Here is a 26978-nt window from a genome sequence, read left to right on the forward strand (position 1 = left end):
CTCATGTCGTTCTCCATCAATCCGGCCTATCTCTGGCCGATCCTGCTGCTCCTGATCTCCAACGTCTTCATGACATTCGCCTGGTATGGGCACCTGAAATACACGTCGTCGCCGCTGTACATGGCGATCGTCGCCAGTTGGGGCATTGCCTTCTTCGAATATTGTCTGGCCGTGCCGGCAAATCGTATCGGCCACGAGGTCTACTCCGCGGCACAGTTGAAGACGATGCAGGAGGTAATCACGCTCTTGGTGTTCGCGGCGTTCTCGGTCTTCTGGCTGAAGGAATCGATCGGCTGGAACCATCTCGTCGGCTTCTCCCTGATCGCCATCGGTGCCTCGTTCATCTTCAAGGGGTGAGCGGGTCAGCCTACTGCATAATTCCTTAAATCGAATCTGCTTTAGCGGTAAAATTATGCAGATAGTTCAAAGCGTTACAGCGTTCTTGGCGCGTCCTGTTTGACGCGCGGCGCTGTAATGGCGTCATCTGTCCGTCAGGACGCTGTCGCTGCAGGTGAACCCGCCGTTCGCTGAACGGTTCGCCTGACGCGACATGGGAGCCAGTCAGACGATCGTAGATTGTCTGGCCGCGCCAGCGCATGAAGGGAAAAACCCACCAGATCAGAGCGAAAAGCGTGAAGACCAGAAAGCTGGCCAACAGGATGACCTGGGCGGGAGCGCCGAAAACAGTCACGGTTTCGACTGCATCCATCAGAATGTCGCCGGTGCCAAAGATCGCTAACGCCGACAGGAGCATCATCGGCGCACCGAATACAGTGAGCAGTATTGACGGCAGCATCCGTAACGTCTCTCGCTTGGCGGCCGAGGCAAACGGCAGCGGTTCGCCGTTGCCCTGAACCACGCGCAAGGCGAGCAGCCGTTTGCCGGGCGTGGTGCCGAAGCGTGCTATGAAGCCGGCACTGCACAAGCAGAAGAAAACCAGCGGCGCGAGTTGGTCCAGAACGCCGCGTCCGACCTGCATGGATTCAAATTCAATCGGCTTGCCGGTCTCGTCGATCGCAAGACTGATCGAGCGTTGTGCCGGTTTGTCATCAACATCGATCAATGTTGAAACGAACGCCCTGCCTTCGGGCACTCCCCATATGGACGTCATGCAGATCTGGTTCTCACGCGTCTGTCCTGTGGCGAGCGGCCATTCGCGGTCGATTCTATCTGCAAGCGCGCTCTGCCCGGCAGGTTCGCATTGGGTTGTCGCGGAAACGAAGAAGCGTGGCGCTCAGGGAAGAACGAACGCAAGGGTGACCGCAATAACGATTGCGACGACGTAAAAGAGCAGAGTGTCAATCACAAAGGCTGCGAAGCGGCGCCAGAAGAAACGCGGAGGAACGGTATCGGCGGTCGCTGAGTTCATGTTCCAACCTACTATGCGGGCAATGATTGCATTGCTTCCACGGAGGGTTGTGTTCGTCAATGGGCATCGTCCCAAACAGCGATCGAAAGCGGCACCTTATCCCCGGCCGAACAATCGATCCAGGATTTGCCCTTCGAGCCGGGCGGTTTCGGGGCTGCCATGTCGGCGCGGGCGGGCGAGCGGGATCGACAGGTCGAGCGCAATGCGGCCTTCATCGATGACGACGACGCGGTCGGCAAGCGCCACGGCCTCGGCCACATCGTGGGTGACAAGTACGGCGGTAAAGTTCTGTTGTTGCCAGATGCGCTCCAGGAGCTGCTGCATCTCGATGCGCGTCAGGGCGTCGAGTGCGCCAAGCGGCTCGTCAAGCGCCAGGATGAAGGGGTGAGCGACCAGCGCCCGGGCCAGCGCCACGCGCTGCTTCTGCCCACCCGACAGCACCGACGGCCATTCCTCAGCGCGGTCGACAAGACCGACGTCTTTAAGGATCTGGAGCGAGAGGTCGCGGGCGACTTCGCCCTTGGCGATGCCGGTGAGGCCGATTTCGACATTGCGGCCGATCCTCGCCCAGGGCAAAAGCCGCGGCTCCTGAAACATGATGCGGCTGCGCCGCTCCGACGCCCTGCCGCCGGCAACGGTCAGGGTGCCACTCGTTGGGCTATCCAGCCCGGCGAGGATGCGCAGCAAGGTGCTCTTGCCGCAGCCGCTCTTGCCGATAACGGCGACGAACTGCCCCTGCGGTACATCGAGATCGATGCCGTCGAGAACGGTCTTGTCACCGAAGCGTTTGGTGATGCCGCGGAGCGAGAAGGCGAGCGGAGCGTTTGTCGAAACTGGTGACGGCGAGGTGGGAGCCAGGCTGGTCGCGGGGGTGTCGCTCGCTTCCTGTTTCTGTTTTGGATGTAGGGCGATGACGGACATCGGGATTGCTCCATTTTTCCTCGGGATCGGGCTCGTCCAGTTCAACGGCAATCAGGCCGGCTGGAAGGCCGGGTGCCATTGCAGCGTCAGTCGCTCGAGCAACCGTGCGAAGCTATCTGCGAGTTTGCCGAGCAGCGCGTAGATCAGGATCGACAGGATGACGACATCGATCAGCAGGAACTCCCGTGCCTGCATCGCCATGTAGCCGAGGCCTGAGGAGGCCGCGATCGTCTCGGCCACAATCAGCGTCAGCCACATGATGCCGAGCGCATAGCGCAGGCCGACGAAGATTGCCGGCAGGGCGCCTGGCAGGATGACGCGGAAGAAGAGTTCGCGCCTCGACATGCCGTAGATCCGGCCCATCTCCACGAGCTGCGGGTCGACTCCCTGGATGCCGAGCAGCGTGTTGACGTAGATCGGGAAGAAGACGCCGAGCGCGACGAGGAACAGCTTGGCCTCTTCGTCGATGCCGAACCACAGGATGACCAGCGGGATCAGTGCCAGATGCGGAATGTTGCGCACCATCTGCAGCGTCGTGTCGGTCAGATCCCGGCTCAAGCGTGACAGGCCGTTGGCAAGTCCGAACGCAAAACCGATCGAACCGCCGATGACAAAACCCGAAAGTGCCCGCAGCGTGCTGATGCCGATGTTTTCGACAAGCTCTCCCGAGGCGAGGAGACGGACGAAGGCGGCAAGCACGGCCGAGGGCGGCGCCATCACGCTCTCGGAAATCAGGCCCGCGCGGGAAGCCGCTTCCCAGGCAAGGATCAGGGCGGCGGGCAGCAGCCAGCCCGCAAGGTTGCGCGCGACGGTGTTCGGTGCGGTTCTCACCATGGCTTAGGTCCTCGTCTGTTCGGGGCCTTCTGTCTTCGCGGCGCCGGCGCCGAAACTTCCGTCTCGACGCCGGCCGGTTCTCGCCTTGGGAGGGAGAGGGATCAGTTGCCCGGCGCCGTCCAGACAGCATCGGAAATGGTGATCTGCTTGGGGATGAGCCCGAGCTTGAAGAAGCGATCGGCGGTCTGCTGCTGGCCGGCGACGATATCGTCGGTGATCGGCCCGATCGAAAAGACGCTGCGGTTCGCCGCGATCGTCTGTGCCTCAAGCGGCACGCCGGTCACCTCATGCAAGGCGGCCGCCACCTTGTCGCGGTTGGCGTCGGCCCAGACGGAGGCCTCCTTCAGCGCTGCAATCGTGGTGGTGACGGCGTCTGCATGGTTGGCAGCGAAGTCGCGGTTGGCGAGGAAATAGGTGTTGACCTTCAAGGTCTCGGCCGACGTCGTCAGAATGCGTGGCTTGTAGCGCGTTTCGGCGATGGCGAAGAATGGATCCCAGACAGCCCAGGCATCGATCTTGTCGCTGGCGAAGGCGGCCGCCGCATCGGCGGGGCTCAGATAAACAGGGGTAACGTCGCCGAAGCCGATGCCTGCCTTCTCCAGAGCAGCGACCACCAGATTGTGGGCGCTGGTGCCCTTGCCGACACCGATCTTCTTGCCCTTGAGATCCGCGAGCGTCTGGATCGGCGAGCCCGGCTTGACGAAGATCGCTTCGCCCTTGCCGTTCGACGGAAGTGCAGCGGCATAGACGATCGCCGAGCCGGCGGCCTGGCCGAAGATCGGCGGTGCGTCGCCGGTCCAGCCGACATCGATGGAACCGACGTTCAACGCTTCGACCAGCGGTGGCCCGGCGGTGAACTCCACCCAGGAAACGGCGATGCCTTTCGGCTCCAGCGCTTTCTCGATAACCTTCTGCTGCTGGGCGACAACAGGCAGGCCGGTCTTTTGGAAGCCGATGCGGAATTCCTTCAGCTCTTCGGCCATGACGCCGAAGGAGGCCAGTACTGCGGCGGTGAAGAGGCCGGTGCCGAAAAGCCGTCTGGTCAGTTTGAACATCTGTCCCGCTCCTGTTTGCTGGCGGGCCTAGGGCGCCGTCCGGTGAACTGGGATCAGTGTAAGAGAAGAATATAAAATTTATGGAGTTTGTTTGTTTTGTTGTCGGCGCATTTTGCGGAACGCTTTTGCGGCAGGAGAGGCAGCTCGGGAATAACGTCATTGTGGTGGTCAAGAACAGCCTTGGCGGTGTTCAATCCAAGAGGTCGAAGGCGCGGTACATCCAGACAAGCTGATAGGTGACGGCGCCGATGAGGAACGCGGCATGGAAACGCCGGTTCGGCGTCCAGGCGGCGATCAGGCAGAGCACAATGTAGGTCACGTTGCGGATCGGGTATTCCAGTCCGTAGGACGTGAAATAGGCCTTGCCCTTGAGCGCGGTGTCGACGAGGTCGACGGCAAAGGCGAGTGCCAGAAACGCAAAGAACCAGCTTCGCCGCGACATGAAGTAATGCTCGTAGTCGCTGTAATCCTCCAGTGTCGTCGGAAACAAGAGCACGCAAAGAAAGAAGAAGACGCAGCAATAGAGGATGAGAAAGAGATAGACGGTGACGTCAAGCACAGGCAGGGCATGGAGGTGGAATTCCCACCACCAGAAGTGCACGAGAAAGACGAACATGAACAGGACCCAGCCGAGGTGGATCCAGTAGACCCCGGTCTTTCCCGGATGCTGCACGAAGAGGGCAAGCCCGCTCAGCAGTCTCGCAAGGCTGAGACTGACGACCATGCCCATGACGACGCGGATATGCGAGAAAATCGCCGGATCAGGTAGGGTCGGATCCATGAACGCTCCTCCTATTCCTCCGGTACCGCCTTCGGCTTGCCATTTTCGTCGAGCGCGACCATGACGAAGATCGCGTCGGTCACCTTTTCCATCAGATGCGAGAGATAGCGCTGCGCCCAGGCCTCGACCTTGAGCGTCATCGATGTGCGTCCGACCTTGACGACATCGGTGTAGATGCAGAGCGTATCGCCGATCTTGATCGGTAGCGCGAAGGCCATTTCCTTCACCGCTGCCGTCACCACGCGGCCACGGGCCCGCTCGGCGGCGCGAATGCCGCAGGAAAGGTCCATCTGCGCCATGACCCAGCCGCCGAAAATATCGCCGGCGGCATTGGCGTCGGCAGGCATTGCGAGCGTGCGCAAGGTCAGTTCGCCGGTCGGTTTGTTGTCTGCGGTCATGCGGCCTGTCTCCCTGTGTCGGGAAAGATGTAGCGCATGGTTGCTTCGTCAGGGAAGAGCGGCGGGCGACAAATCGCGTTAGTCCATGATGGCGAACGCCATTCCTTTCGAAGGTGATAATTCAGAATTGTAAAAATTAGGGATCGTTTGTTAGGGGCTTTGCAAAGCGCGGTCCCTATCCTGCACGCTTCTACTGGAGGCAGGGGACTGGGGATGAAACGATTCAGGATTTCGGTGCGGCTCTACGCGCTCGTCGCGTTCGCACTTTTGACCATGGCGGCGGCGCTGACCTTCGGTCTGCTTCAGGCGCAGGACAAGCTCGTGGGCGAACGCAAGGCGATGCTGTCGGCAATGAACGAGAACGCCATTGCGGTGTTCGACGCCTACCACAAACAGGAAGTGGCCGGCACGCTGTCGCGCGAAGACGCGCAGAAGCGCGCCCTCGAAGCGATCAAGGCGATGCGCTACCAGGGCAGCGGTTACTTCTGGATCAACGACATGCATCCGACGATGATCATGCATCCGATCAAGCCGGAACTGGATGGCAGGGATCTTTCCGCCAACAAGGATCCCAATGGCAAGCACCTCTTTGTCGAATTTGTGAAGACGGTGGAAAAGAGCGGGCAGGGCTTCGTCGACTACTACTGGCCGAAGCCGGGCGCCGACGAGCCTGTGCTGAAGTATTCGCACCTCGCCGGCTTCAGGCCCTGGGGCTGGGTGGTCGGCACCGGCGTCTATTCCGACGACCTCACCGCCATGTTCCGTGAACGCGCGTGGCAGGTGGCCGGCATTCTTCTCGCCGCGGCGCTGGCGATCGTGATGGCGGCGCTGGCGATCGTGCGCAGCGTCGTCAAGCCGGTCGAAAAGCTGAAGGCCTCGATGCGGTCGATTGCCGATGAGGACCTGTCATCCGAAGTGCCGGAAACCGACCGCGGAGACGAGATCGGCCAGATGGCCAAGGTTCTCGTCGTGCTGCGCGACTCGGTGCGCGAGCGACTGGAGCTGCGCTTCCGCGAGGCCGAGCAACAGGACAGGCTGGCGTCCGAGCGGCGCGGCAATGAGCAGCGCCAGCGGGCAACGGCCGACGCACAGGCCGATGCGATGGAGACAGTCGGTGCCGCCCTCGAACTGCTGGCAAGCGGTGACCTGACGGCTGAAATTGGCGATATCGCCCCTGAGTACGGCAAGCTGAGGCAGGACTTCAACACGGCCGTTGCTGCTCTGCGCGATGTCATCGGTTCAATCTCGCATTCGACCGAGATCGTCACCGCCAGCGCTGGAGACATTTCGGAGGCGGCCAACAACCTGTCGCGCCGTACCGAACAGCAGGCGGCGGCACTGGAAGAGACGGCAGCTGCCCTCGACGAGATTACGTCGACGGTGCGTCATTCCTCCGACCGGGCCAACGAAGCGCGCAACATGGTCGATGAGACCAGGGCGAGTGCTGCGAAATCCGGCGGCATCGTGCGCAATGCCATCGACGCCATGGGGCGGATCGAGACCTCATCGAGCCGGATCAGCCAGATCATCGGCGTGATCGACGAGATCGCCTTCCAGACCAACCTTCTGGCGCTGAACGCCGGCGTCGAAGCGGCGCGGGCAGGCGAAGCCGGCCGTGGCTTTGCCGTGGTTGCGCAGGAAGTGCGCGAACTGGCGCAACGTTCTGCCGGTGCCGCCAAGGAGATCAAGGCACTGATCGGAACATCGGTGCGCGAAGTTGGCGCCGGCGTCGAGCTCGTGCGCTCGACCGGCGATGCGCTGACGGAGATCGAAGCGCTGGTCAACCGCGTCAACGAACAGGTCGCCTTGATTGCAACGGCAGCCCGCGAACAGGCGACCGGCCTGGCGGAGGTCAATACCGCCGTCAACAGCATGGACCAGATGACCCAGCAGAACGCCGCCATGGTGGAGGAGACGACGGCAGCAAGCCAGACGCTCGCAGCCGAGAGCCGCGAACTGAAGATGCTGCTGACCAAGTTCCGGTTGCGGGAAACAGCAAGGCAGACCGCTTACGGTCGCGCTGCCTGAGCACGACGCCAGCGTGATCAATGAAGGGCCTGTGTGCGGCAGCACGCGGGCCTTTCTGCATTTCGGACTGTATGCGGCACGCGCCGATCAAGCTGAAATTTGAGTGCGGTGTGAGGCGGGTTCGGCTTGCTCCCGTTCGTTGACGACCGAGCAGTTCAACCATTGGTTTGTCGAAGCGGGAGCGGGCTTGACCAATCCGTGTGCGGAGATAGATACGGCTGAACGGGAGGTGGAATGACGCGGCATGGCGCCGGGTCGCCTGTCTGCCGGTGTTAGAGGGATATTGATGGCGCTTCTCAGACTTCTTTTTACGCGGCCGGGGGCGGCAATTCTGTTGGCATTCGGATTTCTGTCCGCGTGTACCGTCGTGGTTGACGAGCCGAGGCCCGGTCCGGGGCCGATCCGTCCGCCGATGTGCACGATGGAATATGCGCCGGTCTGCGGGGCGCGGGGCAACCGCACGCGTACCTTCTCGAATTCGTGCCAGGCGCGGGCCGACGGCTTCAACGTAATCCACCGCGGCGAGTGCCGCCCGGATTACCGTCCGCCGGAGCCGCAGCCGCAGGCCTGCACGCGTGAATATGCTCCGGTGTGCGGCCAGCGCGGTCGCCAGCAGCAGACGTTCTCGAATGCCTGCATGGCGCGGGCCGATGGCTTCCGGGTGGTTTCGCCAGGCGAATGCCGCCGCGACGACGACCGTCCGCCGCAGGGCCAGTTCTGCACCCGCGAATACGCACCGGTCTGCGGTCAACGCGGCAGCAGAGTTCAGACCTTCCCGAATTCCTGCGAAGCGGGCGGCGCCGGCTTCCGGGTCGTACACCCCGGTGAGTGCCGCTAAGCACGCCTACTGCATGTTTCCTCAAATCGTATTCGATTTAAGGATAAAAACTGCAGCAATTCAAAGTGCTACAGCGACCTTTGCGCGTCTAATAAGACGCGCGGCGCTGTAAGCTGTAAGAACAAAGGCCCGCGTCGAGCAATCTGCGCGGGCCTTTTTGCGTCGGCATGCCATCGGTATCGCTGATGCCGGCGTCGCCGCGGAGAAAATCATGCCGCAGGTTTCATGCGTTACAGCGTCCTTTGCGCGTCAGCGCGGCGCTGTAAGCCCGACACGATTTCGACTGCCGACCTGCTTGATGTTGGGTGTGCCTCGCAAGGCTTCATTTACCGTGTTTGCATAAAATAGGTTCCAAATCGGGCTTTTTCGGCGGCGTGCCCGGTTTGCGACACAGGCGGCCTGCACCGTTTTGATTTCGGGTGGGTGCGCACGTATGGGCTTCTTCGAAAATCGATGCCGATTTTCGGGCGCATACGCTGGATGAAGGCGGCAAATCGGTATGGCGTATGTTTCCTCACTCCATCGTCCGTTGGCGGCGCTCGCGCTGTCGCTCTCTCTTGTCGCCTGCACGACCGATGTATTGACGCCCTCGGCCCGTATCGACGGCGGCGAACGCGTCGGTGCGATCAGGCCCGTTCCTGTCGATGCCGTGCCCGAGCAGGAGGTAGCCGCCTATCCTTCCGGAGAGCCGGTTTCGACTTTCAGCAACAGCGGCGGCACAACAATGCCTGCCTCGACGCATCAGCAGAAACGCCGCGCCTTGCCGATGATCGACAGCGAGGAGGCGGCGCGTTCGGGCGCCCAGCAGGTCAACACTGGTTCGACCGCCATTCCGTCCGAAGGCGTCAACATGGATCAGATGCTTGGCGTGGAGCCGGTGGTCGGGCTGGCGGAGGAGCAGAGCAACGAGATCGCCGAGGGCAATGCCAGCCAGCCTGTCGTCGGTGGTATCGGCGAGGACAATGTCCGCCAACTTGGCAGTCCGCCGCAGACCTTGAACGAGGCGCAGGCGAGCCTTGGCGGCGACCCGGATCTGCCACCGCTGACGGAAGAACAGATTGCAGCCGAAGAGGCTGAGCGTATCCGTGCCTTCGAGCGGCAAAAGGCGATGCAGCGCGCTCAGGAGCCGCAGCAGGTGGCGATGCTGCCGCGCACCCGCAATCCGATGGCGGAGCCGGAATCACAATATACCGGCCAGATGCCTCGCTCTGAAGTCGCCTGCCGCCAGCGGCTGCGCAAGCTCGGCGTCGAGTTCCGCGATATCCCGCGCATCAGCAACGGCCCTTCCTGCGGCATCGACTATCCGATCGAACTCGGCGGTCTGTCGGGCGGCATCGACGTCAAGCCCGCCGTCAAGCTCAACTGCGAAGTGACCGAAGCCTTCGCGAAGTGGGTGAAATACGAGCTGGCGCCATCGTCGCGCTATCGCTACTGGTCCGGCGTCAAGACGATCAAGCCGCTCGGCGGCTACTCCTGCCGCACCATGAACTCGCGCCGGGGCAACCCGATGTCCGAGCATGCGCATGGCAACGCCATCGATGTCGGCAAGTTCGTGCTGAAGAACGGCAAGGAAATCGACGTGCGCAAGAAGGGCTTCTTCGCCTTTCGCGAGAAGGGGCTTTTGAAGGCCGTTCGCACCGACAGCTGCAAATACTTCAATACGGTTCTCGGCCCCGGCAGCGATCCCTTTCACAAGGATCATTTCCACTTCGACCTGCGGACGCGCAAGACCGGTTATCGTCACTGTGATTGAGCATCCGTCAGCATCGCGCCTATCGTGAGCCGGCAAAAAAAGAGGCCGGCGGAGGTGGTGCCGGCCTGTATCCGGAGAAAGGGGGAGGCTCCGGAGATCAAGTGATGCGTGCAAATCACGTGGCGGGCGTGCCGCGTGCCACGCCAAACTGATTGAAAAGCATCACCGTTTTGTGACAGAACTGCCGCGTCGGCGGCAATGTTGCGTTCGTTCGCCGGATTCCCACTATTACGATGGAGCACGCCGTGCCGCCGGTTTCGGAACTGATGATGTTTGCCCTGGCGCTGGCCGCCGCCGGCGTGGTCGCAGGGCTGCTTGCCGGTCTCTTTGGCATTGGCGGCGGAGCGATCCTCGTTCCCGTCTTTTACCAGGTCTTTGGGCTGCTCGGCATCGACGATGCGGTTCGCATGCATCTTTCGGTCGGGACGTCGCTTGCCATCATCGTGCCGACCTCGGTGCGGTCCTTCCTGTCGCACTACAAACGCGGCGTCGTCGACATGGCGCTGTTGCGAAACTGGACCATTGCCGTGCCGCTTGGCGCGATCCTTGCGTCGGTCATCGCGGCTTCTATCAGCAGCGGAACGCTTCGGCTGATCTTTGCGGTGATCGCGCTTGCCGTCGCCTTTCGCATGCTGCTCAACCGCGCGAGCTGGCGGCTTGGATCCGACCTGCCGGCCAATCCGGTGAAATGGCTGGTCGGCGTGGCGATCGGCATCCTCTCGGGGCTGATGGGCATCGGTGGCGGCGTTCTCAACAACACCTTCATGACGCTCTATAACCGCCCGATTCACCAGGCGGTCGCGACGTCTGCGGGCGTCGGTGTGTTGATCTCTATCCCTGGTCTGTTCGGCTACGTCTGGGCCGGGTGGGGCATGCCGGGCCTGCCGCCGTTTTCGACCGGCTTCATCAACTGGATCGCCGTTGGCCTGATCATACCGATCACCCTGCTGGTTGCGCCACTCGGCGTGCGCGCCGCTCACGCCATGAACCGCCGGCAGCTCGAGGTCGGATTCGGCATTTTCATGATTCTGATTGCAGCCCGTTTTTTCTACAGCCTGTACGGTTAAGCCGTTTTTATACCGTAGGTTTTAGCGCTTCCTCATGGTTGATTTCAGGAATCGACCCAACTTTGGCGCGTCGTTCTCCCGTGGTGCGCAATTGTAACAAGCTGAATTTGCGGTATTATTTTCTCTGTGAGGATCGGTGCGGGCCGAAGTGGGTCGGTAACGCGTTTGTGTGTCGTCTGGCTTGCGTATAAGTAATATGATATTATATTACTTCATATAACAATCATGGATAGAATCCGGGCTTGTCCCGGACGCATTGTTTTAGGGTTCTACTCACTCCTTGATACGACGGGAGGACGGCATGGGAACTGTGATGCGATTTCCCGGCGTGCGCGCCGACATGACCGCGCATGCCACAGAAGTTTCGAAGATCCTGCGCACGCTTGCCAATCGCAACAGACTGCTGATCGTGACGACGCTTCTCGAAGGGGAGCATTCGGTGGCGGCACTTGAGGAATTGCTCGGAATCCGACAGCCGACGCTCTCACAGCAACTGACTGTGCTGCGGGAAGCCGGCGTCGTTTCGACGCGGCGGCAGGCCAAGCAGGTTTTCTATCGCCTGAGCCATGATAAGGTCGCCCGGCTCGTGGGCACGCTTTGTCAAATCTTCTGTCGCGAAGGCGCGAAAAAATGAATGAGTACTGGAATGCGCTTGCCGGAGGCCTGCTGATCGGGCTTTCGGCGGCAATACTGATGGTGGCAAACGGACGTGTGGCCGGTGTCAGCGGAATTGCCGGCAGGCTGCTGCAGGGTGTGCAGGCCTCGACCGGCATCGTCTTCGTTCTTGGCCTGCTGGCTGGCCCGGTGATCTACCGTCTTTTCTCCGGCATCTGGCCAACCGTCACCGTCACCTCCTCCTGGCCGTTGCTGGTGGTCGGCGGGTTGCTTGTCGGCTTTGGCTCGCGCATGGGTTCAGGCTGCACCAGCGGACATGGTGTCGTCGGTCTCGCCCGGCTTTCCCGCCGGTCGATTGCAGCGGTTGCGACCTTCATGATCGCTGCCGTCGTCACCGTCTATCTCCAAGGTTTCGTCCAATGAACGGCAGCGCCTTCCCGCGCCTGTTGGCAACGCTTGCCTCCGGCGTGATCTTCGGTATCGGCCTGTCGCTCTCCGGCATGTTGGATCCGGCCCGCGTTCGCGGCTTTCTCGACGTCACGCGCGACTGGAACCCGAGCCTTGCCTTCGTGCTCGGAGGCGCTGTCGCCGTCTCGGCGCTTGGCGTTCTCTTGACCCGGCGCATGCGGCGCCCGCTGCTCGACGATGCCTTTCATCTGCCTTCGAACCGCGTGATCGACCGTCGCTTGATCATAGGCTCGGCGATCTTCGGTGTCGGCTGGGGCCTTGTCGGCCTATGTCCTGGCCCCGCGCTGGCATCGCTGTCGCTCGGGTTGCCGGCGACGGCACTCTTCGTGGTCGCCATGCTTGCCGGCATGGTGCTGCACGACCGGTTGCCGCGGGTGGGATCGCGTCAGCAAGGTGAGGGCCGAGGTCCGATCGGAATGGAAAGCGGCCGATTGTCCTGATGTTGACGCTCTGTCACCTTGTTTTTTGCGGGGCGCGGGCTGCAAATCGTGATGAAACGGCCCATATAGGCGTGACCTGCCGACTTCGCCCCCCGCATTCCGGATCAGCTTCATGGCACCAATCGTTTCCGTTTCCAATCTTTCGAAGACCTATGCCTCGGGCTTCAAGGCGCTGAAAGGCGTTAGCCTCGATATCGAGCAGGGCGAGATCCTGGCCCTGCTTGGTCCGAACGGGGCGGGCAAGACCACGCTGATCTCGATCATCTGCGGCATCGTCAACCCGAGTGGTGGTACCGTGACGGTCAACGGCCATGACGTCGTGCGCGATTTTCGCGAGACGCGGTCGATGATCGGTCTGGTGCCGCAGGAACTGACGACGGACGCCTTCGAGACCGTCTGGAACACCGTCACCTTTTCGCGCGGCCTGCACGGCAAGAAGCCGAACCCGGCCCATATCGAAAAGGTGCTGAAGGATCTGTCGCTGTGGGACAAGAAGGACAACATGCTGCGCGAGCTTTCCGGCGGCATGAAGCGTCGTGTGCTGATCGCCAAGGCGCTGTCGCATGAACCGCGCGTGCTCTTCCTCGACGAGCCGACGGCCGGCGTCGACGTCAGCCTGCGCAAGAGCATGTGGGAAGTCGTCGAGCGGCTGCGCGCCTCGGGCGTGACGATCATCCTGACGACGCACTACATCGAAGAGGCAGAAGAGATCGCCGACCGCATCGGGGTGATCAACGGCGGCGAGATTCTGCTGGTCGAGGACAAGACGGCGCTGATGTCGAAGCTTGGGCGCAAGCAGTTGCGGGTCGACCTGTCGCATCCGCTGGAAGCCGTGCCCGAAACGCTCTCGGGCTACAACCTGATGCTTGAGGGTGATGGTCATTGTCTGATCTACGATTATGACACCAGCGCCGACCGCACCGGCATAACCTCGCTGCTGGCGGCTCTTGCCGAGGCCGGCGTGCGCCTCAAGGATATTTCCACGCGGCAGAGCTCGCTGGAGGATATTTTCGTCGAGATCGTGGGAGCAGGACGATGAACATCGAAGCGATCAAGTCGATCTATTTCTTCGAGATGGCGCGCACGCGGCGCACCCTGTTGCAGAGCGTGGTGTCGCCGGTCATTTCCACCTCGCTCTACTTCATCGTCTTCGGCGCGGCGATCGGCGCGCGCATCCAGGAGATCAACGGCGTCTCCTATGGCGCCTTCATCACGCCGGGCCTGATCATGCTGACGCTTCTGACGCAGTGCATCGGCAACGGCTCGTTCGGCATCTATTTTCCGAAGTTCACCGGCACGATCTACGAGGTGCTGTCCTCGCCGGTCTCGATGATCGAGATCGTGCTCGGCTATGTCGGCGCGGCGGCGACCAAGGGGTTGATGATCGGCACGATCATCCTGTTGACGGCTTCGCTGTTCGTCGATCTTTCGATCGCCCATCCCATCGCGATGGTGTTCTTCTTCGTGCTGACAGCCGTGTCGTTCAGCCTGTTCGGCTTCATCATCGGTATCTGGGCCAAGGACTTCGAGCAGTTGAACCTGATCCCGATGCTGGTCATTCCGCCGCTGGTGTTCCTGGGCGGCAGCTTCTACTCGATCGACATGCTGCCGCCGTTCTGGCAGGCGGTCAGCCACTTCAACCCGGTGCTCTATCTCATCAGCGGTTTCCGTTGGAGCTTCTTTGAAGTGTCCGACGTCAACCCAGTCTTCAGCGCCGCGATCATCCTGGTGTTCCTGACGATCTGCCTGTCGGTTCTCGCTTGGATCTTCCGCACCGGCTACCGGCTGCGGAACTGACGGCGGAGAGCCAAAACCTGCGGGCGCCAGCCGATATCAGGCGGGCGTTGCGCCTGTGCCGAAGACGATAGCGGCGCCAACCAGGAAAATAGCGATCAGCGCTTGAAACAAAGTCCACACGACGCGCAGGGCCGCCTGTGATGTCGACAGACCGAGGTCGGACTTGAACCAGCGCGTTTCGACGATCACGTACCAGACGAACGCGACAAGGATGAAGGCGAGGCCTGCGGCAAGCGCCTTCTGGTTTTCCGCTCGGGAGAGCAGCGTACCGATGCTGAGTGCAAGCGCGAACGGCGCCGTGATGTAACATTGGCTGTAGAAGGGCGCCCTCAGCGTGTGTCTGGTCAGCCGCACGCCCTTGCGGTGCAGCAACTTGACTGCCATCAGCAGCGGCAGAATGCTGAAGGCGACGGCGCGAAACATCAACAGATTGGAATGGCTTGCAAGCAGCGGCGGCGGTGCCCAAGGCGTCGTCTGGTTGACAAGCCCGAGTTCGACGCCGTGGGCGAGCAGCAGAAAGAGTGGCGGGCTCAGCGTCTCGGTATATTGCTCGGACACATCGTCCGTCAGCTCCACATCAGCATAGCGCATCATCGCCTGCGGTTGCCGCAGTGTGCGCCACATCGTCAGCGGATAGAACAGCAGCCATGACACGAGTTCATAGAGAAGCTCTTCGATCGACTTCAGCAATCGCATGAAATCCATGAGGCGCTTCTCCTTGACGTCTGTCGTGCAAAAATAATCGGCGGTTTTGCGATGGCGATAGGCGCAGGCCGGATCTCGCCAACATGCACGAAGACGCGTTCGCCGCAAATGCCCGATCAATCGCGCAGTCGAAGCTCGTCGGTGCGCATCTGCAGGAAGTCGAGCGTCGAGAGGAAGGTCATGCCGAGCAGGCTCTGGTCGAGCTTGCCTTCAGCGGCGACCGTCGCACGGATGTCGTTGCGCACGATCGGGCCGATCGCGACCTCGGAAAGCAATACGGGTGCGGCCATCGCCTGCCCATTGGCGGTCATGACCGTCATCGTGTAGCTCAGATTCGCCGGATCGAGACCGATACGCTCAGCATCTTCATAGGTCAGCGCAATGCTGCTGGCGCCGGTATCGACCAGCATGTTGATTTCCTTGCCGTTGACCGCGGCATTGGTCTCGAAATGACCGTTGATCATCTTCTGCAGCACCACTTCCTGACGACCCTCGCTGTCGGTGATCACAGTCGCGCGGCCCGGCATCAGACCGGAGAGCACCCGGTTGCCGAAGCCCTGAAACTCGAAGCGGTAGACATAGGCCGAGACGAGCGCCAGCACGATGAGCAGCCAGATCGCAGCCTGTCGGGCGCCTTCGCCAAAGCGGCGGCGGCTTTGCCAGATGCCGGCACTCAAGAGCGTGGCAATTGCGCCGAGTGAAACGAGCTGGCCGAAATCGTCATTTGCCAGTCCGAAGGTGCGGCCGACGTCGTGATTGACGATCAGCAGCAGGAGGCCGATCGCAAGGATCGAGAGCAGGATCAAAAGACGTGTCATGCGTCGCCGCGTTCCCTGGCCATGCGCGCGCGGCGCGTTTCGCGCCGGGGCTTTCGCACCATTGTTTCAAGCCTTGCCGGGAGCGCCAGCATGATCGCGTGTCTGTCGGCATCGGTGTAGAGCGTCCAGGCGCCGATCTCGTTTCGTGTGCGACCGCAGCCGAAACAGTAGCCGGTCTTTTCATCGATAGAACAGACGAGAATGCAGGGAGATTCCATGGTCCTGAACTGACGGTCCCGGGTTGCCGCGAATGGGACTGCATGTTCCTCAAATCCCATCCGGTTTGGGGAAACATGCAGCATTTCAAAGTGCTACAGCGACCTTTGCACGTCTGACAAGACGTGCGGCACTGTAGCGTTGTTTCGAATGATTATATCGGCGTTTCAAACTGTCAGCGCAAGGGCGCTGAGAACAGCGATCTCCGTCAGTTGCTGGGTAGCGCCGATGGTGTCGCCGGTGTGGCCGCCGATCTTGCGGGTGGCCAGACGGCCGAAGGCGGCAACGGTTGCGATGAAAGCGACGAGCGAGAGGATGAGGGCAAGGGCCGGGGCCTTGGCGAAATAGAAGAGCAGCATGGCGGCGAGCACGCCCGAGGTAAGCGCGAAGGATGTCGCTGCCGGGTCCGGTTCGCCGGCCGAGGCGGCAACCCCGTCGCGGCGTGCCGGCGGCAGCCGTGACCAGTGCCAGACCATGGCCGCACGGCTGAGGGCGGCGGCACCGAGGATCATGAGGCCTGCGCCAGTCGGCGTGAACAGCGGCAGGAAGGATGCAAGCGCCGACACGCGAAGGCCGAAGGAAAGGATCAGCGCCACGGCGCCATAGGAGCCGATGCGGCTGTCCTTCATGATCACCAGCGCCGCCTCCCGGTCTCGCCCGCCGCCGAAACCATCGGCGGTGTCGCCGAGCCCGTCCTCGTGCAGGCAGCCGGTGATGAGCGCCTGCACCGCGACGACCACGAAAGCGGTGAAGAGGGAGCTGACCTGAAGCCCAATCAGCAAGGAGGCGACCGCGGCTGCGGGCAGGGCGATCAGCATGCCCGCCAGCGGAAAGGCGCGAACGGCGCGATTGAGCCGGCCGTCATAGTCAACGAAATGGCGTTGCGGCATGTGGATGCGGCTGAGGAAGGCGACCGAGCGCGCCACATCGTCACAAAATTCGCGAAGATAGGTCATGGCCCCTCCAAATTCCGGTGCGCCGAATCGCCGCGCGTTCGGCGGATCATGCTCCGGCGACGCGGATTGGCGCAAATGTCGTTGCCCGAAATTTCCTCGCCCTCTATGAGGAGCGTGGATTGAACTTCACGAAATGCAAGGATTCTTCTCCATGAGCGCCAGCGGCCTGCCGTTTGATGATTTCCGCGAATTGTTGCGCAACCTGCCAGGCCCGAATTCGGCCGCGCTGGTTGCCGCGCGCGATCGCGATGCGCAACTGACGAAGCCGCCGGGCGCGCTCGGGCGGCTCGAGGAGATCGCCTTCTGGCTCGCCGCCTGGACGGGCAAGCCGCCGGCGGTCAACCGGCCGCTCGTCGCGATCTTCGCCGGCAACCACGGCGTCACCCGCCAGGGCGTGACGCCATTTCCCTCGTCGGTGACGGCACAGATGGTCGAGAACTTTGCCGCAGGCGGTGCCGCGATCAATCAGATCTGCGTCAGCCACGATCTCGGCCTGAAGGTCTTCGATCTGGCGCTCGACTATCCGACCGGTGATATCACCGAGGAGGCAGCACTTTCCGAGCGCGACTGCGCGGCAACGATGGCCTTCGGCATGGAGGCTGTCGCCGGCGGTACCGACCTCTTGTGCATCGGCGAGATGGGCATCGGCAACACGACCATCGCCGCGGCGATCAATCTCGGCCTTTACGGCGGTTCTGCCGAAGACTGGGTCGGTCCGGGCACCGGTTCGGAAGGAGAGGTGCTGAAGCGCAAGATCGCCGCCGTCGAAAAGGCAGTCGCGCTGCACCGCAACCATCTGTCCGACCCGCTCGAGTTGATGCGCCGCCTCGGCGGCCGTGAGATCGCGGCCATGGCCGGCGCCATCCTGGCAGCCCGCATGCAGCAGGTGCCTGTCATCATCGACGGTTACGTCGCGACGGCCGCTGGCGCCATCCTCAAGGCTGCCAATCCTTCGGCGCTCGACCATTGCCTGATCGGCCACGTCTCCGGCGAGCCCGGGCATATGCGGGCGATCGAGAAGCTCGGCAAGACGCCGCTGCTGGCGCTCGGCATGCGGCTTGGCGAGGGCACGGGTGCAGCCCTTGCCGCCGGCATCGTCAAGGCGGCTGCCGCCTGCCACGGCGGCATGGCGACGTTTGCGCAGGCCGGCGTCAGCAACAAGAACTGACGAAGAAACGGCGGGCCTTTGAGCAAAGGCCCGCCGTTTGCTGTCGATTGGCTGTCGTCGCTGCTTCGCTACGCGTGTCGGGCCTTGCTGGCCGCATTCTTCTCGCCTATCCAGAGGCGCAGATGCACGCCGCAGCCACCTGCCGGCGTCTCTGCAACCGAGACCGCCTTGCATTCGCCTCAATGACGATGTCGAAGCAGCGCAGTTTATAGCCAGTCGAGATGAAATGGACGCCAACAACACCACGCCCCGCCGCGGCCAGACCGGCCCCGTCGAAAAGCAGACCGGGATCCGCCATCTGTTCGCTGCCGCCAGCTATTCGCTGGGCGGCGCCAAACGGCTGATCGGCGAGGCGGCGTTCCGGCACGAGCTGATCGCCTTCGCGGTGGCGATGGTCGCGTTCGCCATCGCCGGCGCCACCTTCTTCCAGTATGTCGCCATGGCGATCCTGTTCCTGCTGATGATGGCGTTCGAGGCGATCAACACGGCGATCGAAGAGATCGTCGATCGCGTCTCGCCGGAAATCTCGGAGATGGGCAAGAATGCCAAGGACCTCGGCTCCTTCGCCTGCCTCTGCCTCATCGTCGCCAACGCCGTCTATGCCGGCTACGTGGTGATCTTCGTCGGCTTCATGAGCTGAGCACGAGAGCGTTTCCGGTTTCCACGGACTCGTAGAAACGCTCGATCTCCTTTTTCAACATTTCATTGCGGAAAACGCGTCGCATTTTTCCAAGGAATGCTCATCGGTCAGCCGGACTGATCCGATAAAGCACGTGCGGCCGCAGCGGATTGCCTTCGGGCACCGTGACGTCGTCGAAATCCTCAGCCGGATCGGTCCGCATTCCCAGCTTTTCCATCAATGCCCGTGAGGGATGGTTGATCTGCGAGGTGTAGCCGATGACTTCGGCAAGTCCGAGCGTCGTCCAGGCATATTGCATGCAAGCGCAGGCCGCCTCCAGCGCATAGCCGTTGCCCCAGTAGGGCCTTCCGAGGATCCAGCCGATCTCGACATGCGGACCATCAGGAATTTCGTTACCGGCAATGGAAAGGCCGAGCCCGCCGATGAGGGCCGCATCCGTGTTGCGCTCCAGTGCGATGAAGGCAAAGCCGTGTTGGCGCAAGTGGGCATCACACTCTGCGATGACGCCCGCGGTTTCTTCAGGTGTCAGGATGGCGGGATAGTAGTAGCGCCGGACTTCAGGATCGGCATTGATGACCGCAAAAGGCGAGACGTCGCGCTCCTGCCAGGGCCGGAGCCGCAGGCGTTGTGTCTCAATCTGCATGGATCAAGCGAAGCTTTTGCGGCGGCGGGCAGGGGCGGGCACATCCTCGACCGCGGGCAGGCTTTCGAGCACGCGGCGGGCCGGCAGGATGGCGATGGCTTCGGTGCCTTCGCGCAGCTTGGAGCGCAGGATGAACTCGCCATTGTGCTTGGCTAGGATCGCCTGCACGATCGGCAGGCCGAGGCCAGTGCCCTGTTCGGCGCTCTTGATGGCGATGGAACCCTGACCGAAGGCCGAAAGCACGATCGGGATCTCCTCATCGGGAATGCCCGGGCCATTGTCCTTGATCGAGAGATATTGACCGCCGCCGGCCGTCCAGCCGACCTTGACGGTGACTTCCCCGCCGGAACTGGTGAACTTCACCGCATTCGACAGCAGGTTGAGGATCACCTGGCGCATGGCCTTTTCGTCGACCCAGACGGCAGGCATGCCCTGCTCGAACTGCGCGTGGATGGCAATCGTCTTGGCGCGGGCGCGAAGCTGGACCATGCCGATGCAATCGTCGGCGATATCGACCAGGCTGACGGCCTCTTCGTTGAGGTCGTAGCGGCCGGCCTCGATACGCGACAGATCGAGGATCTCGTTGATCAGGTTCAGGAGATGTTCGCCCGAGCGGTGGATGTCGCTGGTATATTCCTTGTAGGTCGGGTTGTTGAGCGGCCCGAGAACTTCGGTCGACATGACCTCGGAGAAGCCGAGAATGGCGTTGAGCGGCGTGCGCAGCTCGTGCGACATCGAGGCGAGGAACCGCGACTTGGCAAGGTTCGCTTCCTCGGCGCGCCGACGGGCTTCGTCCGACATCGATTTTGCCACTTCGAGCTCGGCAATCAGGTCGTCCTTCTCCGATTGCATCGACAGAATGTGCACATTGGCGCGGTTCATGCGGTCGGTCATGAAGACGAGGAACAGCAGAGACAGCGAGATCACGCCGGTGAGACCGACGTGAACCGGATCGGCCGTGGTCAGCGAGGAAAAGGCGAGAGCGGCGACGACAGGTACGAACGTGTAGAGCAGGGCATTGCGCAGCAGGAAGGTGCCCATCGCGGTGGCAGCAAGCGCGATCAACAGGCCGGCGCCTTCGAACAGGCCATAGCGGATATCGCCGCAGGTTGCGCAGTCCTGCGTGACGAACGTCGCCCAGCAAAGGCCCATCAGCAGCTGGCCGATCAGGAAGCGGCGGCGCCACACCGGCACCTTATCGGCGGCGATGTCCTCCTTGCGCGCCTTTCGCGCCAGGAAGACGGTGACGGCGTGAGTCGAAAGCGTCATCACGGCCCAGACGACGATGCTCAGATTGCCAGAAAGGTAGATGCCGACCGCAGTGATGAGCGCAACCAGCAACGGCACGGCAATGGCGCCATGCAAGGCGGACCCGATATAGAGATTGAGCATTTCGCGTTCAAAGCCGGAAGGGGCGGACGAACCGGTTTGCAGCCGTTCGCGCGTCGCGCGTACCGTCTTCGAAACAGCCTTGTTTCGATGGCTTCGCGACTTGTCGACGATGATCTTATCTGTCGAGGTGCTGACGGCGATACTCATGCTCATATATGCAAAGGTTACAGCTGGTTGCAGTCTAGACAGCAATCCTTAAGAAGTTGCTGCCTCAGGTGAAGGATTCGACAACCATTGTGGCGCGATCGTGTTTGGCGATCGCCTTGAGACACCGAAAAACAAGGGGATGCGGACAAGTTGAGATCGGGCAGATCGAGATATCGGTTCACGGGCGGAGGCGGAAAGGGCGCGCCTGCCGGGCACATCGGGACCATCGGCGGTTGGGTCATTTTCCTGCTGCTCTGCGCCGGCGCCTATGTCGCCTCGCAACTGCCGCCGCCAGAGCGGACCGTGACAGGAGAACTCTCGGGGTTTGCGACCGCGAGCGATGGCGACAGCCTGCGCCTTGACGGCCGGCGCATACGCCTAGAAGGCATCGATGCGCCCGAGATCGGCCAGACCTGCAGACGCGATGGAGCGGAGTGGGACTGTGGGGCGGATGCCCGCAAGCGGTTGAAGGCAATGGTCTCGGGCGGCACGACGCTGTGTCGCCTGCATGGACGCGACAAATATGGCCGCGATCTCGGCACCTGCGAGACCAATGGGCGAGACGTCGGGCGCCAGATGGTGGCGACCGGCTATGCCGTGAGCTACGGCCGCTATCAGAAGGAGGAGGCAACGGCCGAAAGGCAGAGGGTCGGGCTTTGGGCCGGCGAGTTCACCCGGCCGCAGGCCTGGCGCCGCAGCAACCGCCATGCGGAAGAGGCGCCGCATGTGGTTGACGGTTGGCTTGAGGCGATCCGGCTTTGGCTGTTCGACCACCTATCGGCGCTGTTTGCGAGGATCGGCGATGGGTGAGGAACGGGATGATCTCGCAGCACTTCGCGCCGCTATCGCCGCCTGCCGTATCTGTCGCGACCAGCCGGCGCGCGGGGCGGAAGACCGGCTGCCGCACGAGCCGCGACCGGTTGCGGTCATTTCCAGCTCCGCGCGGGTGCTGATCGCGGGTCAAGCACCGGGCCTGCGGGTGCATGAAAGCGGATTGCCCTTCAACGACGCCTCCGGCGACCGGCTGCGGCAATGGCTCGCTGTCGATCGCGAGACGTTTTACGACAGGGACAAGCTGGCGATCGTGCCTATGGGGTTCTGTTTCCCCGGCTACGATGCCCATGGCAGCGATCTGCCGCCGCGGCGGGAATGCGCGCCTTATTGGCGCACGAGCGTGATGGCGGCGATGCCGCAGGTGGAGCTGGTGCTGGCCATCGGTCACTATGCGCAGCGCTGGCATATCGGGCCGGACTGTCCGAAATCAATGACCGCGACCGTCGTCGGCTGGCGTCGTTACGCCATGCGCAACGCCATGCCTGCGATCCTGCCATTGCCGCATCCGAGCTGGCGCAATACCGGCTGGCTGAAGCGCAATCCGTGGTTCGAAGCGGAGGTTTTGCCGTTCCTGCGCGAGCGCGTCGGTCTGTTGATTGTCTGAAAAAATATTCTTTATCTTTGTCGATTTCACGCTATAGAAAGAAAAATAATTCGAGAGGGACATCATGGATCGTCTAGACCGCAAAATCCTGCGCCTGTTGCAGGAGGATTCCACGCTGGCTGTTGCTGACCTCGCCAAGAAGGTGGGCCTGTCGACCACACCTTGCTGGCGGCGCATCCAGAAGATGGAAGAGGACGGCGTCATCCGCCGCCGTGTGGCGCTGCTCGATCCGGTGAAGATCAACACCAAGGTTACGGTGTTCGTGTCGATCCGCACCAACACGCATTCGATCGAATGGCTCCGGCGCTTCTCGGAAGTGGTCGGCGAATTCCCCGAAGTCGTCGAGTTCTACCGCATGAGCGGCGACGTCGACTACCTGCTGCGGGTTGTCGTTCCCGATATCGCCGCCTATGACGCCTTCTACAAGCGGCTGATCGCCAAGATCGAGATCCGTGACGTCTCCTCAGCTTTCGCGATGGAGCAGATCAAGTACACGACCGAGCTTCCGCTCGACTACATGATGATCGATCAGGCGAAATCCAGCGAGGATTGAGGCTTGGTAAACGGGCGGCGGAGAACGCCGCTTAGAATGTGTTGCGGCCGTCGCTCCTTGGATCACTGTGGATCTGATGCGGCATGTAAAGATCGGCCCGGCCGTTCGTCTCCATAGCCGTGCAGGATGCTCCGGATTGGGATTGATATCCGCGATAGCGATTGCGGGGGTGCCGTCTGACGAAGATTGCGCGGCCCATTGAGCGTCGGGCGCGGCTATTCCCGAGGGAACGACTACACTTTGGCGCGCATGGGCGGAATAGCTGACCCAAAATGCGTTGCTCGCGGCATGGCCCAGCACCTCAGCCGCGAAAGCCGGCGCAGCGGAAGGGACTTCGCCTGTCGTTGAGAAGAGGACGCAATCGACGTCCAGCCCTTCATATTCTCGGAAGATTTCGGGATAATGCGTTTCCATACCCAGTGCGCATCCGAAGCGGACGCCATCAACCTCAAATGTCACCGGGATTTTCCCTGGCGCGTACATGAACGAGATCTTCGTGTTCGACAGCATGCGCTCGTCGTAGCGCGTCACCAGTTCTCCGTGATCGGAAACGACATAAAGGCTGTTATGCGGGCAATGTGGTGGCGTGAGTTGATGGACCGAGCCAAATACCGTCCACAGCTTGAGTTCTCTCGCTAGCTGGCTGGTTACGCTTAGCTCCTCACGCAAAACCGTCCATTCGAACCTGCTCCAATCGGATGGGCCGATCTCTCTGGGACCGGTTTCAGACATGATGCGCTTGTTGGGCGCGCACGTTGCTCCCTCGGGGAAATGTATTAAGCGCGCGCCGGTCTCGCGTGCTTCCCGCATGAGGCGTCGCATTTCCATTCCGCTGGCACGAAGGCCTGAAATGTCGTGGGGGTCGTCGAAGAGCGACGTTTGCGCGACAGCCAAACGCACCGATTTGGCGCCGGGATGATCAGGGGATGTTTGCCGAACGTGTCTGAGAGCTGATGTATAGGACTCGCCCGTTTTGGCTGCGCGAGCACGGACGCGGCGCTTGAGATTTCCATTTTTTGTCATTGTCGGGCCTTTCACGTCGCGGACGTCAGTTCCCCAGCAACCACGTCCGAAACGATCGGACCAAGACAATAGCCCGAGACAGAAGTCCCTTTGCCTCCGTTTAAGACCATGCTGAGGAAGGCCTTGGGAGGTTAGGCGAAGGTCACGCCAAGGGAAGGATGGCGTTGCCGTTTTGATTCGTCAAGCTCTTGAGAAGACCCGGATCGTTCGGTTTGCGCCCGACAAAGCAGCCGTCTTGTGTTGGGCGATCCGATCTAGGATTGAGCGCGATCCGTGCTGGCGCCGACGACACCGAGCCTCGCCAATACCTTGTCGCTGCTCAGTTCACGCAGGGCGTCCTTGCCGATCCACCTTGCTGTGCGATCGGTGCTGCCTGCGAGTTTTTGGGCAAGTGCCAGTGCAGGACCATGACAGGCGGCGTTGCGCTTGCCGATCTGGCGCAGCGCCCAGTTGACCGCCTTCTTGACGAAGTTGCGTTCATCTTTGGCGTGGCGCTCGATCAGCGGCAGCCAGGCAAGAAGGCTTGCATCCGGCTCCTTCTTCAGATGCACCGCGGCGGTCGCGATCATCGCGAATGCGATGCGGCGAACGAATTCTCGGGTGTCCGCCGCGAACTCCGGGATCAGGACCTGTTCGAAGCGCGCAGCCACGAAGACGTCGGCGATGGTGTCGACGACCTCCCAGGAATTGCAATCATCGGCCCAGAGCCTTGCATCATCGAGCGTCAACGTCTTCGGGTCGGCGGTGAAGGCGGCGAGAATACGTGCCTCGCGGATGCCGGACTGCCATAGTTCGAGCGCGCGGGCATGGTTGACCTTCACCAGCCGCGTGATCCGGTGGAGCTCGACATTCGAGAGCCCAAGCGCCGTCTCGGTGACGATGCCGAACCGTGCCATGCCGGCGAGGTTCTCCTGCGAACGCAGCGTCCGCAAGTGCTCGATGATGTCGCCGGCGCCCGAGGTCGGCGAAAGGCTCATTTTTCCAGCCGAGCGAGCAGCGAAGACGTATCCCAGCGGTTTCCGCCCATGGCCTGCACGTCGCCATAAAACTGGTCGACGAGGGCGGTCACCGGCAGCTTGGCGCCGTTGCGGCGCGCTTCCGTCAGCACGATGTCGAGATCCTTGCGCATCCAGTCGACGGCAAAGCCGAAATCATATTTGCCGGCATTCATCGTCTTGTGGCGGTTTTCCATCTGCCAGGAGCCTGCAGCGCCCTTGGAGATGACGTCGATGACTTTCTCGATGTCGAGACCGGCCTTCTTGCCGAAGTGAATGCCTTCGGCGAGGCCCTGGACGAGACCGGCAATGCAGATCTGGTTGATCATCTTGGTGATCTGGCCGGCGCCGGCCGGTCCCATCAAGCCGACCATGCGGGCAAAGGCGTCGATCACCGGCTTGGCGCGCTCGAAGGCAGGCTCGTCACCGCCGCACATCACCGTCAGCGCGCCGTTCTCGGCGCCGGCCTGACCGCCGGACACGGGCGCATCGACGAAATGGGCGCCACGGGCCTGGGCCGCCTCGTAAAGTTCACGGGCGACTTCGGCCGAGGCCGTGGTGTTATCAATGAAGATGGCGTCAGCCGCCAGCGTTTCGAAGGCGCCGTCCTTGCCTGTGGTGACCGAGCGCAGGTCGTCGTCGTTGCCGACGCAGGCGAAGACGAAATCGGCGCCATCGGCCGCTTCCGCCGGCGTCTTGACTGCACGTCCGCCGAACTCGGCGGCCCACTTCTCGGCCTTGGCGAAGGTGCGGTTATAGACCGTCAGTTCGTGTCCGCCACGTACCCTAAGGTGGCCGGCCATGGGGTAACCCATCACGCCGAGACCGATGAATGCGACCTTTGCCATTTCCAAAACACTCCCGATTGCTCTGGGTGAGGTTTAGCCGATGGCGCGGGTGCGCGAAAGGGGCGAGGGAACAGGCGGACGCCTGTTCCCTCGCAAGCTTTTGTTTTCTGCTTAAGGTTTGAAGCGGGCGATCACGAGGTGGCCGGCGATCGGCTCGCCTTCTTCCATGCGTACGGTGATGTCGCCGACTTCGATTACTTCGAAACCGGTCGCCGTCAGGCGTTCGCGCAGATAGGTCTCGGCATGGGCAAAGCGCTGGTGCGCGCCGACCATGAAGGGGCGACCGGCGAAGATCTCGGCCGGCAACGTTTCGCTCGAAAAGATGAACAGGCCGCCGGGTACGAGATTGTCGACGGCGCCGAAGAACAATGCCTCGAGCGCGCCCATATAGGGCAGAACGTCGGTTGCGACGATCAGGTCGAAGGGTTCGTCGTCGTTGTCGTCGAGAAAGTCCACCGCTTCGGCGACGTAGAGGGTGTCGTAGAGCTCCTTCTCGTGGGCGATCTCAACCATGTTTTCGGAGAGGTCGATGCCGGTGATGTCTTCGGCCATGTCGCGCAGGGCGCCGCCGGTCAGGCCCGTGCCACAGCCAAGGTCGAGCACGCGGTTGAAAGGACCGAGTTCGAGCGCCTGCAGGCGCTGGCGCACGAGCAGCGGCACGCAGTAGCCAAGCTGCTCGACAAGCACGTTGTCGAACACGTCGGCATGCTGATCGAAGAGCGTCGCGACATAGGCGTCCGGCGCCTTCACCGGTGTTTCGCCGCGCCCCATCGAGGCGAGCCGCACGGATGCGCCGCCGTGATCCTCGGGATCGAGCGCCAGCACTTCGGCATAGGCATCGGCGGCGGCATCGAAGTTGCCGGATTTTTCCAGGGTGAGGGCGCGGTTGTAGGCTTCCGCCAGCGCTTCCTCGTCGATTTTCGTGGTGTTCTGGGTCATGCGCGCTTCTTACGTCCGAAGGCCGCTTTTGGCAATGCGCCGCAAGATGCAGCCCGCCGAGATCCTTGGGTCTCCGGGGCGCCGAAAATGCAAAAAACGACGGCCGGCGGCGAGCACGGGATTTATCCGGAGG

General features: G+C 61.9%; 30 protein-coding genes and 1 pseudogene. 15 read left to right on the forward strand and 16 right to left on the reverse strand.

Annotation, left to right across the window (positions count from 1 at the left end; all coding sequences use genetic code 11):
* Positions 1 to 3: 3 nt before the first annotated feature.
* Positions 4 to 357 (forward strand): DMT family protein, encoded by a 354-nt coding sequence (locus tag ASD02_RS15545; RefSeq protein ID WP_025427294.1) that lies wholly within the window; start codon positions 4 to 6, stop codon positions 355 to 357.
* A gap of 25 nt (positions 358 to 382) precedes the next feature.
* On the opposite strand, the gene ASD02_RS15550 is transcribed toward ASD02_RS15545, so the two are convergent.
* From ASD02_RS15550 to ASD02_RS15575, 6 genes are all read right to left on the reverse strand, one after another.
* Positions 383 to 1111 carry an RDD family protein gene (locus tag ASD02_RS15550; protein WP_082555547.1) on the reverse strand — a complete coding sequence of 243 codons (729 nt, stop codon included), beginning with the start codon at positions 1109 to 1111 and terminating at the stop codon, positions 383 to 385.
* A 354-nt stretch (positions 1112 to 1465) separates the two neighbouring features.
* Positions 1466 to 2290: an ATP-binding cassette domain-containing protein gene (locus ASD02_RS15555; protein ID WP_025427292.1), complete on the reverse strand. Its 825-nt coding sequence runs from the start codon at positions 2288 to 2290 to the stop codon at positions 1466 to 1468.
* A gap of 51 nt (positions 2291 to 2341) precedes the next feature.
* Positions 2342 to 3124, reverse strand: a complete 783-nt coding sequence (locus ASD02_RS15560) for an ABC transporter permease subunit (RefSeq protein ID WP_051509170.1) — start codon at positions 3122 to 3124, stop codon at positions 2342 to 2344.
* Between the two features lie 101 nt (positions 3125 to 3225).
* Entirely contained in the window at positions 3226 to 4179 is a 954-nt protein-coding gene (locus tag ASD02_RS15565) for an aliphatic sulfonate ABC transporter substrate-binding protein (RefSeq protein ID WP_025427290.1), read from the reverse strand.
* 190 nt (positions 4180 to 4369) lie between these two features.
* Positions 4370 to 4960, reverse strand: coding sequence for a hypothetical protein (locus tag ASD02_RS15570; RefSeq protein WP_025427289.1), 591 nt, complete (start codon positions 4958 to 4960; stop codon positions 4370 to 4372).
* Between the two features lie 11 nt (positions 4961 to 4971).
* Complete coding sequence (locus ASD02_RS15575; RefSeq protein ID WP_025427288.1) at positions 4972 to 5358, reverse strand: acyl-CoA thioesterase; 387 nt, start codon at positions 5356 to 5358, stop codon at positions 4972 to 4974.
* 213 nt (positions 5359 to 5571) lie between these two features.
* Here ASD02_RS15575 and ASD02_RS15580 point away from each other — a divergent pair, with 213 nt between their 5' ends.
* The 9 genes from ASD02_RS15580 to ASD02_RS15620 all read left to right on the forward strand — a co-directional run bounded on the left by ASD02_RS15580 (position 5572) and on the right by ASD02_RS15620 (position 14364).
* Entirely contained in the window at positions 5572 to 7386 is a 1815-nt protein-coding gene (locus ASD02_RS15580) for a methyl-accepting chemotaxis protein (RefSeq protein WP_057214291.1), read from the forward strand.
* Positions 7387 to 7672: 286 nt separating this feature from the next.
* Positions 7673 to 8224, forward strand: a complete 552-nt coding sequence (locus tag ASD02_RS15585; RefSeq protein WP_025427286.1) for a Kazal-type serine protease inhibitor domain-containing protein — start codon at positions 7673 to 7675, stop codon at positions 8222 to 8224.
* A 499-nt stretch (positions 8225 to 8723) separates the two neighbouring features.
* Complete coding sequence (locus ASD02_RS15590) at positions 8724 to 9977, forward strand: extensin family protein (protein ID WP_025427285.1); 1254 nt, start codon at positions 8724 to 8726, stop codon at positions 9975 to 9977.
* Positions 9978 to 10222: 245 nt separating this feature from the next.
* On the forward strand, positions 10223 to 11044 hold the full coding sequence (locus ASD02_RS15595; RefSeq protein ID WP_025427284.1) for a sulfite exporter TauE/SafE family protein: 822 nt from the start codon (positions 10223 to 10225) through the stop codon (positions 11042 to 11044).
* A 301-nt stretch (positions 11045 to 11345) separates the two neighbouring features.
* Complete coding sequence (locus tag ASD02_RS15600; protein ID WP_025427283.1) at positions 11346 to 11678, forward strand: metalloregulator ArsR/SmtB family transcription factor; 333 nt, start codon at positions 11346 to 11348, stop codon at positions 11676 to 11678.
* Positions 11675 to 12082 carry a YeeE/YedE family protein gene (locus ASD02_RS15605; RefSeq protein ID WP_025427282.1) on the forward strand — a complete coding sequence of 136 codons (408 nt, stop codon included), beginning with the start codon at positions 11675 to 11677 and terminating at the stop codon, positions 12080 to 12082. The genes ASD02_RS15600 and ASD02_RS15605 overlap by 4 nt, the downstream gene beginning before the upstream one ends.
* Positions 12079 to 12567, forward strand: a complete 489-nt coding sequence (locus ASD02_RS15610) for a YeeE/YedE family protein (protein WP_025427281.1) — start codon at positions 12079 to 12081, stop codon at positions 12565 to 12567. The genes ASD02_RS15605 and ASD02_RS15610 overlap by 4 nt, the downstream gene beginning before the upstream one ends.
* Positions 12568 to 12679: 112 nt before the next feature.
* Positions 12680 to 13606, forward strand: a complete 927-nt coding sequence (locus tag ASD02_RS15615) for an ABC transporter ATP-binding protein (RefSeq protein ID WP_025427280.1) — start codon at positions 12680 to 12682, stop codon at positions 13604 to 13606.
* The gene (locus ASD02_RS15620; protein WP_025427279.1) at positions 13603 to 14364 is read left to right on the forward strand and encodes an ABC transporter permease; all 762 of its coding nucleotides are present in this window, start codon (positions 13603 to 13605) and stop codon (positions 14362 to 14364) included. Before ASD02_RS15615 ends, ASD02_RS15620 begins: the two co-directional genes overlap by 4 nt.
* Before the next feature lie 36 nt (positions 14365 to 14400).
* Here the strand turns inward: ASD02_RS15620 and ASD02_RS15625 are convergent, their stop codons facing one another.
* From ASD02_RS15625 to ASD02_RS15640, 4 genes are all read right to left on the reverse strand, one after another.
* The gene (locus ASD02_RS15625) at positions 14401 to 15069 is read right to left on the reverse strand and encodes a hypothetical protein (RefSeq protein WP_057214295.1); all 669 of its coding nucleotides are present in this window, start codon (positions 15067 to 15069) and stop codon (positions 14401 to 14403) included.
* Positions 15070 to 15185: 116 nt separating this feature from the next.
* Entirely contained in the window at positions 15186 to 15887 is a 702-nt protein-coding gene (locus tag ASD02_RS15630) for a TIGR02281 family clan AA aspartic protease (RefSeq protein WP_025427277.1), read from the reverse strand.
* Positions 15884 to 16105, reverse strand: coding sequence for a DUF1289 domain-containing protein (locus ASD02_RS15635; protein WP_025427276.1), 222 nt, complete (start codon positions 16103 to 16105; stop codon positions 15884 to 15886). Before ASD02_RS15635 ends, ASD02_RS15630 begins: the two co-directional genes overlap by 4 nt.
* Before the next feature lie 165 nt (positions 16106 to 16270).
* Positions 16271 to 17059 carry an adenosylcobinamide-GDP ribazoletransferase gene (locus ASD02_RS15640; RefSeq protein WP_057220815.1) on the reverse strand — a complete coding sequence of 263 codons (789 nt, stop codon included), beginning with the start codon at positions 17057 to 17059 and terminating at the stop codon, positions 16271 to 16273.
* Positions 17060 to 17210: 151 nt separating this feature from the next.
* Between ASD02_RS15640 and cobT the strand changes: the two genes are divergently transcribed.
* Positions 17211 to 18227 carry a nicotinate-nucleotide--dimethylbenzimidazole phosphoribosyltransferase gene (cobT, locus tag ASD02_RS15645; protein WP_025427274.1) on the forward strand — a complete coding sequence of 339 codons (1017 nt, stop codon included), beginning with the start codon at positions 17211 to 17213 and terminating at the stop codon, positions 18225 to 18227.
* Positions 18228 to 18453: 226 nt separating this feature from the next.
* A complete protein-coding gene (locus ASD02_RS15650; protein ID WP_025427273.1) occupies positions 18454 to 18867 on the forward strand; it encodes a diacylglycerol kinase in 414 nt (137 codons plus the stop codon).
* A 100-nt stretch (positions 18868 to 18967) separates the two neighbouring features.
* Here ASD02_RS15650 and ASD02_RS15655 read toward each other — a convergent pair whose 3' ends face one another.
* Entirely contained in the window at positions 18968 to 19510 is a 543-nt protein-coding gene (locus tag ASD02_RS15655) for a GNAT family N-acetyltransferase (protein ID WP_025427272.1), read from the reverse strand.
* A 3-nt stretch (positions 19511 to 19513) separates the two neighbouring features.
* Entirely contained in the window at positions 19514 to 21049 is a 1536-nt protein-coding gene (locus ASD02_RS15660; protein WP_025427271.1) for a HAMP domain-containing sensor histidine kinase, read from the reverse strand.
* Positions 21050 to 21199: 150 nt separating this feature from the next.
* Here ASD02_RS15660 and ASD02_RS15665 point away from each other — a divergent pair, with 150 nt between their 5' ends.
* From ASD02_RS15665 to ASD02_RS15675, 3 genes are all read left to right on the forward strand, one after another.
* Positions 21200 to 21859: a thermonuclease family protein gene (locus ASD02_RS15665; protein WP_081788859.1), complete on the forward strand. Its 660-nt coding sequence runs from the start codon at positions 21200 to 21202 to the stop codon at positions 21857 to 21859.
* A complete protein-coding gene (locus tag ASD02_RS15670; RefSeq protein ID WP_057208708.1) occupies positions 21852 to 22487 on the forward strand; it encodes a uracil-DNA glycosylase family protein in 636 nt (211 codons plus the stop codon). Before ASD02_RS15665 ends, ASD02_RS15670 begins: the two co-directional genes overlap by 8 nt.
* Positions 22488 to 22551: 64 nt before the next feature.
* The gene (locus ASD02_RS15675; RefSeq protein WP_025427268.1) at positions 22552 to 23040 is read left to right on the forward strand and encodes an Lrp/AsnC family transcriptional regulator; all 489 of its coding nucleotides are present in this window, start codon (positions 22552 to 22554) and stop codon (positions 23038 to 23040) included.
* Positions 23041 to 23071: 31 nt separating this feature from the next.
* Here ASD02_RS15675 and ASD02_RS15680 read toward each other — a convergent pair.
* From ASD02_RS15680 to ASD02_RS15695, 4 genes and pseudogenes are all read right to left on the reverse strand, one after another.
* Positions 23072 to 24063, reverse strand: a pseudogene (locus ASD02_RS15680) (carbon-nitrogen hydrolase family protein).
* A gap of 254 nt (positions 24064 to 24317) precedes the next feature.
* Positions 24318 to 25040: a DNA alkylation repair protein gene (locus ASD02_RS15685; protein ID WP_025427266.1), complete on the reverse strand. Its 723-nt coding sequence runs from the start codon at positions 25038 to 25040 to the stop codon at positions 24318 to 24320.
* Entirely contained in the window at positions 25037 to 25906 is an 870-nt protein-coding gene (locus tag ASD02_RS15690) for an NAD(P)-dependent oxidoreductase (RefSeq protein WP_025427265.1), read from the reverse strand. The genes ASD02_RS15685 and ASD02_RS15690 overlap by 4 nt, the downstream gene beginning before the upstream one ends.
* A gap of 111 nt (positions 25907 to 26017) precedes the next feature.
* On the reverse strand, positions 26018 to 26845 hold the full coding sequence (locus tag ASD02_RS15695; protein ID WP_057208705.1) for a class I SAM-dependent methyltransferase: 828 nt from the start codon (positions 26843 to 26845) through the stop codon (positions 26018 to 26020).
* Between the last annotated feature and the right edge of the window lie 133 nt (positions 26846 to 26978).

Origin of the sequence: Ensifer sp. Root1252 (genome assembly GCF_001425885.1) — a bacterium.
Lineage (GTDB): Bacteria > Pseudomonadota > Alphaproteobacteria > Rhizobiales > Rhizobiaceae > Ensifer > Ensifer canadensis.